Raw genomic sequence first — 6,499 nt, forward strand, 5'->3', positions numbered from 1 at the left:
CCCGCCCCGCGCGGACGCGGCGCCGCACGCGGGCGCTGAGCAAGCCCCGCCCGGCGCGCCGCGCGCTGCGGCTGCAAACGAAGAGGCGGTGCATCGCACCGCCCTCTTCCGCCCCACGCCAGCCAGGCGCCGCTCAAACGTAGCGCACGTCCAGGATCTCGTACTCGCGCACGCCACCGGGCGCCTGCACCTCGGCGATGTCCCCGGCGTACTTGCCGATCAGCGCACGCGCGATCGGCGAACTGATCGAGATCTTGTTTTCCTTGATGTCGGCCTCGTCGTCGCCGACGATCTGGTAGGTCACGACCTGGCCGGAGTCGAGGTCCTCGAGTTCGACCGTGGCACCGAACACGCAGCGACCGTCCGCATCGAGCAGCGTCGGGTCGATGATCTGCGCGTTGGCGAGCTTGGACTCGACCTCCATGATGCGGCCCTCGATGAAGCCCTGCCGATCCTTGGCGGCCTCGTACTCGGCGTTCTCGGAGAGGTCGCCGTGCGAACGCGCCTCGGCGATCGCGGCGATCACGCTGGGGCGCTCGACGGTCTTCAGTCGATGGAGTTCGGCGCGCAGCTTCTCGGCGCCGGCAACGGTAAGCGGGGTCTTGTTCATGCTTGCTGCTTCAGTTCGGCGTGCAGGCCCTGCACGGAATACACCTCGAGACCGTTCGAGAGGTGGCGCATGCCCATGCAGGCGGCGCGCGCGCCCTCGATGGTGGTGAAGATCGACACCTTGGCGGCGAGCGCACTGGTGCGGATCGAGCGCGAGTCGGCGATCGCCTGGCGCTTCTCGTCGACGGTGTTGATCACCAGCACGATCTCCTCGTTCTTGATGATGTCGACGATGTGCGGGCGGCCCTCGTTGACCTTGTTGACCACGCCCACCGGGATGCCGGCGGCCTCGATCGCCGCCGCGGTGCCGCGGGTGGCCACCAGCGCGAAGCCCATCTCGTGCAGCTCGCGTGCGACCTCGATCGCGACCGGCTTGTCGGTCGGGCGCACGCTGATGAACACCGTGCCCGAGGTCGGCAGGCGCACGCCGGCACCCATCTGGCTCTTCACGAAGGCCTCGGCGAAGCTGCGGCCCACGCCCATGACCTCGCCAGTGGACTTCATCTCGGGTCCGAGGATGGTATCGACACCGGGGAACTTCACGAACGGGAACACCGCCTCCTTGACCGAGTAGTAGGGCGGCACGACCTCGCCGGTCACACCCTGCTCGGCCAGCGTCTGGCCGGCCATGCAGCGCGCCGCGATCTTGGCCAGCGGCAGCGAGCACGCCTTGGACACGAAGGGCACGGTGCGCGAGGCGCGCGGGTTGACCTCGAGCACATAGACCACGGCGTTGTCGCCCTCGCCCTGGATCGCGAACTGCACGTTCATCAGGCCGACGACCTTCAGCGCGCGCGCCATCGCCTCGGTCTGGCGGCGCAGCTCGTCCTGCAGCTTCGCCGACAGCGTATAGGGCGGCAGCGAGCACGCGGAGTCGCCAGAGTGCACGCCGGCCTGCTCGATGTGCTCCATGATGCCGCCGATCATCACCTGCTTGCCGTCGGACAGCGCATCGACGTCGACCTCGGTGGCGTCGTTGAGGAAGCGGTCTAGCAGCACCGGCGACTCGTTCGAGACCTTGACCGCCTCGCGCATGTAGCGCTCGAGGTCCTTCTGCTCATGCACGATCTCCATCGCACGGCCACCGAGCACGTAGGACGGGCGCACCACCAGCGGGTAGCCGATCTCGGCCGCGAGGCGCACGGCTTGTTCGGGCGTGCGCGCGGTGCGGTTGGGCGGCTGCTTGAGACCCAGCTCGTTGAGCAGCTTCTGGAAGCGCTCGCGGTCCTCGGCGGCATCGATCATGTCCGGGCTGGTGCCGATGATCGGCACGCCGTTCTCTTCGAGCGCCTGGGCGCGCTTGAGCGGGGTCTGGCCGCCGAACTGCACGATCACGCCCACCGGCTTCTCGATGTGCACGATCTCGAGCAGGTCCTCGAGCGTGATCGGCTCGAAGTACAGGCGGTCCGAGGTGTCGTAGTCGGTGGACACGGTCTCCGGGTTGCAGTTGACCATGATGGTCTCGTACCCGTCCTCGCGCAGCGCGAGCGCCGCATGCACGCAGCAGTAGTCGAACTCGATGCCCTGGCCGATGCGGTTGGGACCGCCGCCGAGGACCATGATCTTCTTGCGCTCGGTCGGCATCGCCTCGCACTCGTCCTCGTAGGACGAATAGAGGTAGGCGGTGGAGGTGGCGAACTCGGCCGCGCAGGTGTCGACGCGCTTGAACACCGGGCGCACGCCCACGGTGTGGCGGTGCAGGCGCACCGCGGTCTCGTCGGTGTTGAGCAGCTTGGCCAGGCGGCGGTCGGAGAAGCCCTTCTTCTTGAGCTCGCGCAACTCCGCGGCCTGCAGCGCCTTCAGCGAGCGCCCGGCGAGCGCCTTCTCGGAGAGCACGATGTCCTCGATCTGGGCGAGGAACCAGGGGTCGATCTTCGACAGGTTGAACACCTGCTCCAGGCTCATGCCCTCGCGGAAGGCCTGGCCGACGTACCAGATGCGCTGCGCACCCGGGCTGGCGAGCTCGTGCTCGAGGTCCTCGCGGTCGGCCTCGACCTCGTCCAGGCCATACACGCCCACCTCCAGCCCGCGCAGGGCCTTCTGGAAGGACTCCTGGAAGCTGCGGCCCATCGCCATGACCTCGCCCACCGACTTCATCTGGGTGGTCAGGCGGTCGTTGGCCTGCGGGAACTTCTCGAACGCGAAGCGCGGGATCTTGGTGACGACGTAGTCGATCGAGGGCTCGAAGGACGCCGGGGTGGCGCCGCCGGTGATGTCGTTGCGCAGCTCGTCGAGGGTGTAGCCCACCGCCAGCTTGGCCGCGACCTTGGCGATCGGAAAGCCGGTGGCCTTGGAGGCCAGCGCCGACGAACGCGACACGCGCGGGTTCATCTCGATGACGATCATGCGACCGTCCTGGGGGTTGATGGCGAACTGGACGTTCGACCCCCCCGTATCCACCCCGATCTCGCGCAGCACCGCGATCGAGGCGTTGCGCATGATCTGGTATTCCTTGTCGGTGAGCGTCTGCGACGGCGCGACCGTGATCGAATCACCGGTGTGCACGCCCATCGGGTCGAGGTTCTCGATCGAGCACACGATGATGCAGTTGTCGGCGCGGTCGCGCACGACCTCCATCTCGTATTCCTTCCAGCCCAGCAGCGACTCCTCGATGAGGAGCTCGTTGGTCGGACTGGCCTCGAGACCGCGCTTGCAGATCTCATGGAACTCTTCCATGTTGTAGGCGATGCCGCCGCCGGTGCCGCCGAGCGTGAAGCTCGGGCGGATGATCACCGGGAAGCCGATGCCGCCCTGGACCTGCAGCGCCTCTTCCATGCTGTGGGCGATGCCCGAGCGCGCGGAGCCGAGACCGATCTTGGTCATCGCGTCCTTGAACTTCAGGCGGTCCTCGGCCTTGTCAATGGCTTCTTCCGAGGCGCCGATGAGCTCGACGCCGTACTTGGCGAGCACGCCGTGGCGGCCGAGGTCGAGCGCGCAGTTGAGCGCGGTCTGGCCGCCCATGGTCGGCAGGATCGCGTCGGGGCGCTCCTTGGCGATGATGCGCTCGACCACCTGCCAGGTGATCGGCTCGATGTAGGTGACGTCGGCCGTCTCCGGGTCGGTCATGATGGTCGCCGGGTTCGAGTTGACCAGGATGACCTTGAAGCCTTCCTCGCGCAGGGCCTTGCAGGCCTGGGCGCCGGAATAGTCGAACTCGCAGGCCTGGCCGATGATGATCGGGCCGGCACCGATGATCAGGATGCTCTTGATGTCTGTACGCTTGGGCATGGTCTTGCCTCGGTGATTCCTCGACGCCGCGCCGATCGCGCGCGTCGGAATGAACTGGGGCGGCGGGCCCTCGCCCGCCGCGGAACGTCTTACTTGCCGGCTTCCATCAGGCCGATGAAGCGGTCGAACAGATAGGCGACGTCGTGCGGGCCCGGGCTCGCCTCGGGGTGGCCCTGAAAGGAGAAGGCCGGCACGTCGGTGCGCGCGAGGCCCTGGTTGGAGCCGTCGAAGAGCGACTGGTGGGTCACCCGCAGGTTGGCCGGCATGGTCGAGGGATCGACCGCGAAGCCGTGGTTCTGGCTGGTGATCAGCACCTGGCCGCTGTCGAGGTCCTTGACCGGGTGGTTCGCGCCGTGGTGGCCGAACTTCATTTTCATGGTCTTCGCGCCGGAGGCGAGCGCCAGCAGCTGGTGGCCCAGGCAGATGCCGAAGGTCGGCACGCGCGCGGCGAGGAGCGCGCGGATCGCGGCGATCGCGTAGTCGCAGGGCTCGGGGTCGCCGGGGCCGTTGGACAGGAACACGCCGTCCGGATTCAGCGCCAGCACCTCGGCGGCGGGCGTCTGCGCCGGCACCACGGTGAGGCGGCAGCCGCGCTCGACCAGCATGCGCAGGATGTTGTACTTGACGCCGAAGTCGTAGGCGACGACATGGAAGCGCCCGTCGGCGCGGTCGCGGTAGCCGCCCTCGAGCGCCCACTCGGCCTGCTTCCATTCGTAGCGCGCGCTGGCGCTGACGACCTTGGCGAGGTCCATGCCCGCCAGGCCGGGGAAGGCACGCGCCTGGGCCACGGCGGCCTCGGCGTCGAGCGCCTGGCCCGCGGCCGCGGTGACGATGCAGCCGGCCTGCGCGCCCTTCTCGCGCAGCACGCGGGTGAGCTTGCGGGTGTCGAGCCCGGCGATCGCCACCACGTTCTCGGCGCGCAGGTAGTCGTCCAGGCGCTGGGTCATGCGGAAGTTGGACGGCAGGATGGGCAGGTCGCGGATGACCAGGCCGGCCGCCTGCACGCGCGGGGACTCGATGTCCTCGGGGTTGATGCCGGTGTTGCCGATGTGCGGATAGGTCAGGGTGACGATCTGGCGGCAATAGCTCGGGTCGGTCAGGATTTCCTGATACCCCGACATCGAGGTGTTGAACACCACCTCGCCGACCGTGCTGCCAACCGCGCCGATACCCTTGCCGTGGAAGACGGTTCCGTCGGCGAGCGCAAGAAGGGCGGGCGGGAATGCACTCACGAGAAGCTCCTGGAATCTGCTGGAAGGTCTTGCAGGCACGCGAACGGCGCGCCCGATATGTACAAAAAGCGGGACGGGCCTCCGGGCCGATCCCGCTTCGAAAACCTTGTAATTGTACATTTTCGGCGGATTCAAGGCAAATCGCCCGCGCGCCGCGGCGCTCACGCGCCCTTGCCCACCTCGTCCCGCAGCACCTCGCCGAGCAGCTCCATCTCGCGCACGGCGAGCCCGGCCTGGCTGGTGAGCGCGCGCGGATCGCCCGCCGCGGCCAGATCCTCCAGCCGCCGCGCCGCGTCCACCGCGCGCTGCGCCGAGAACACCCCGACCGAACCCTTGATCATGTGCCCGAGCTCGCGCAGGCGCGCGAAGTCCATGTCGGCGGCGCCCTTGTGCAGGTCCGCCACCGTGCGCGGCAGCTCGCGCAGGAAGACCTCGACGAGCTGCTCGACCACCCCGTCCTCGCCCTCGAACATCGCGCGCGCCTCGTCCAGGCAGGCGATGCGGCGCCGGTCGGCGGGGTCGAGCTCGAGCAGGGTAATGTCGCCTGCAGGCTCCTCCCCGCCCGCGGGGCCGAGCGCGCGCTCGATCGCGGCGAAGAGCGCCTCCGGGTGGACCGGCTTGGAGACGTAGTCGTCCATGCCCGCCGCCAGGCAGCGCTCGCGGTCGCCCTCCATCGCATGGGCGGTCATCGCGATGATCGGCACCGGCTTCCAGTCGCCCTCGAGCACCCAGCTGCGCCGCGCCTCGCGCGCGCGAATCGCCTGCGTGGCCTCGATGCCACCCATCACCGGCATCTGCACGTCCATCAGCACCACGTCGAAGTGGCGGGCGTCGATCGCCTCGAGCGCCTCCTCGCCGTTGTTCGCCACCGTGACGCTGTGGCCGACGTGCTCGAGCATGCGCTTCGCCACGGTCTGGTTGACCGGGTTGTCCTCGACCACCAGCACCTCGAGCACGCGCGCTGGCTGCTCGATCCCGACGCTCGAGCGCAGCTCGACGGGCGCCAGCTCGAAGGGCGGCGGCTCGGCCGCCTCGCGTTCGCCACCCTGCGCCATGCGCAGCACGGCCAGCAGGTCTTCCGCGGAGAAGGGCTTGGCGAGGCGGTAGCCGAGGCCGAGCTCTTCGCAGCGCAGGGCGTCGTTGCGCTGCGAGTGGCTCGCCATCATCGGCACGATGCGGTCCGGCCGCGGCCACGCGGCCGCATAGCGCTGCGCGAGGGAAAACCCTCCCGGCTCCGGCAGGTCGGCGTCCATCAGCACGAAGGCGAAGGGGTCGCTGCCGTCTGCAGCGCGCGCCAGCACCTGCACCGCGGCCTCGCCGCCGCAGGCCGCCTCGGCACGCAGGCCGGCCGCCTGCAGGGTCGCGCACAGGTAGCGGCCGAAGGCGGCGTTCGCGCTCGCCACCAGCACCCGCGCGCCGGCGAGCACGCC

The 6,499-nt window shown here is 69.0% G+C and carries 4 protein-coding genes; all 4 read right to left on the bottom strand.

Annotated elements, in window-relative coordinates:
• Window positions 1–133: 133 nt before the first annotated feature.
• The gene (gene greA, locus C667_RS19095) at window positions 134–610 is read right to left on the bottom strand and encodes a transcription elongation factor GreA (RefSeq protein WP_004376675.1); all 477 of its coding nucleotides are present in this window, start codon (window positions 608–610) and stop codon (window positions 134–136) included.
• Window positions 607–3,837 carry a carbamoyl-phosphate synthase large subunit gene (carB, locus tag C667_RS19100; protein WP_004376677.1) on the bottom strand — a complete coding sequence of 1,077 codons (3,231 nt, stop codon included), beginning with the start codon at window positions 3,835–3,837 and terminating at the stop codon, window positions 607–609. Before carB ends, greA begins: the two co-directional genes overlap by 4 nt.
• Before the next feature lie 89 nt (window positions 3,838–3,926).
• Complete coding sequence (gene carA / locus C667_RS19105; protein ID WP_004376681.1) at window positions 3,927–5,069, bottom strand: glutamine-hydrolyzing carbamoyl-phosphate synthase small subunit; 1,143 nt, start codon at window positions 5,067–5,069, stop codon at window positions 3,927–3,929.
• Window positions 5,070–5,230: 161 nt separating this feature from the next.
• Window positions 5,231–6,499 (bottom strand): response regulator (locus tag C667_RS19110; protein ID WP_004376684.1); only part of this gene is annotated, 1,269 nt, incomplete at its 5' end.

Source organism: Thauera phenylacetica B4P (assembly GCF_000310225.1).
GTDB lineage: Bacteria > Pseudomonadota > Gammaproteobacteria > Burkholderiales > Rhodocyclaceae > Thauera > Thauera phenylacetica.